Origin of the sequence: Pseudoalteromonas sp. SR45-5 (assembly GCF_014163565.1) — a bacterium.
Classification (GTDB): Bacteria; Pseudomonadota; Gammaproteobacteria; order Enterobacterales; family Alteromonadaceae; genus Pseudoalteromonas; species Pseudoalteromonas distincta.
In genome coordinates this window covers 1-2,014 of sequence record NZ_JACJDN010000685.1, presented here as the reverse complement: position 1 = coordinate 2,014, position 2,014 = coordinate 1, and the positions used below count along the sequence as shown (strand labels likewise).

Sequence of the window (2,014 nt, the reverse complement as noted above, 5' to 3'; positions counted from 1 at the left end):
CGCAAATCAGCTCTCTTCTTATCTACTTTAAGCTTAATTGTATTACTTGCATTGAGCACACCCTTTATCGCCAATTTAATTATCCAAAATAATGAACCTGCGTCGCTTGCATTTAATACTCTAAAGCATCCAAAAATAGACAAAATAGTTGTACTAGGTTGCGATATAAACCCAAATTCGGCTTTAAGTTCAAATAATCAATTAGGTAATTGTGCGCTAACGCGCTTGGTAGAAGGTGTAAAACTGGCGAAACACTACCCTAATGCAGAGCTTATAGTTTCAGGCGGGGGTTATAAAAATACCACTAATAGCGGGCTTATGTATCAAACGGCAATTAGTTTAGGCGTTAATAAGAGCCGTATTTTCCAAAATCCAAAAGCAATGGATACAGGTGAAGAAGCTAAATTACTGGCATCAAAATTAGTCGACTTTAAAGTTGCACTAGTAACATCTGTACTGCACATGCCCCGTGCCAAAGACTTATTTAATGCTCAAGGTATTGAAGTCATAACCGCAGCCACTGATTATCATAATTTTGCTGCACTTCCATGGAGCAAGCAGTTTATTCCCAATGCTCATGCTTTACTTGTGGTTACGCAATACAGTCACGAAGTAGTAGGAAATATATGGATAAGTTTGCGCCGCTGGATAGATCCAGAGGCGCTGTAACTTATATAGCCTAATTAAACTGGGTTATCTATGTCTATAAATGTCACATCAAAACCATGCTCTTGAGCAAGTAACTCACCTAGTGCTTTTACACCATAGCGCTCTGTTGCATGATGCCCGGCTGCAAAAAAATCAATGTTTTGCTCACGAGAACTATGAATTGTCTGCTCCGATGCTTCACCCGTTAAATAAGCATCAATGCCTTGATCTGCTGCTAAATCAATATACCCTTGCCCGCCACCAGTACACAGTGCAATGGTTTCTATTTTAGCTGAACGTACTAAGCTTGTGAGCGGGGTTCGATTAAGCACTTTTGCAATTTTATCTGCAAAATCTTCACCACTTAATGGTGTTTTTAAACGTCCTTTCATTGCTACGCTATTTGAAGTTGGCTCTAGCCCTGTTTCAATTTCAATATCTAATAACTTTGCAAGTTGTGCGTTATTGCCAACTGCTGGATGAATATCGAGTGGTAAGTGATAGCCGAATAAATTAATATCGTTTGCTAGTAGTGCGCCTATACGACGCTTTTTCATACCCGTTATTGGTTGAGATTCCCCTTTCCAAAAAAAACCATGATGAACCAAAATAGCATCTGCTTGTTGCTCAATGGCAGCTTCTATTAAAGCTTGACTTGCGGTTACACCCGTCACAATTTTTTTAATTTCGTTTTTACCTTCGACCTGTAAGCCATTTGGGCAAAAATCTTTTATTAAATGAGGTTTCAAAATGTCATTTAGGAGTTGGTTAAATTCTCTACGTTGCATACAACTTACCTTACTTAGCACTGAATTTTGTGCAAATTTTGGCGTTTATAGGCCTAAAATGGAAGGAAAATCGCAAAAAATTGAAAAACTGTTTTAAAATAGGTATAAATACCTCTTCTTTATCTGTGTTCACAACGTATAGGGTCTCTGATGAGCAAACTAGACAAAACAGAAGTGTTATCTGCCTTTGAAGCAGCGTACGAAACTGCCAATGGTAAAAAACCTGAAATCACAACCAAACCTGGTTGGTACAGCATTGATGGCGGTAAAAATTTACGCCTAGCTGACGTAGCAGAGCTTACTAAAAAATTAAACTCTGGTAAAACAACTAAAACGAAAAAACCAAAAGCAGCTGCTCCTGTTAAAGCACAGAAAAAAGCGCCATTCACTGTTGTTACCGAAAATGAAGAAGGTTACACAGCGGAAGAACTTTGGATTGTAATTTTAGCTCGTAAAGATCATGACTGTCGCTTACCGCGCGGTGTTGTTTAATCAACATTTATGATTTTTAAAAGAAACCGCGTTAAGCGGTTTTTTTATATCCGTTATTTGCCAAAAACATAAAGCTTTATAAGTTG

3 protein-coding genes are annotated in these 2,014 nt (G+C 38.1%); 2 read left to right on the top strand and 1 reads right to left on the bottom strand.

Features of this window, described 5'->3' with window-relative positions:
- On the top strand, positions 1-669 hold a 669-nt coding region (locus H5072_RS18000; protein WP_182694329.1), incomplete at its 5' end, for a YdcF family protein.
- 14 nt (positions 670-683) lie between these two features.
- On the opposite strand, the gene H5072_RS17995 is transcribed toward H5072_RS18000, so the two are convergent.
- Entirely contained in the window at positions 684-1,436 is a 753-nt protein-coding gene (locus tag H5072_RS17995) for a Nif3-like dinuclear metal center hexameric protein (RefSeq protein WP_182694328.1), read from the bottom strand.
- Positions 1,437-1,586: 150 nt separating this feature from the next.
- Between H5072_RS17995 and H5072_RS17990 the strand changes: the two genes are divergently transcribed.
- Positions 1,587-1,928: a hypothetical protein gene (locus H5072_RS17990; protein WP_002961684.1), complete on the top strand. Its 342-nt coding sequence runs from the start codon at positions 1,587-1,589 to the stop codon at positions 1,926-1,928.
- Positions 1,929-2,014 lie beyond the last annotated feature (86 nt).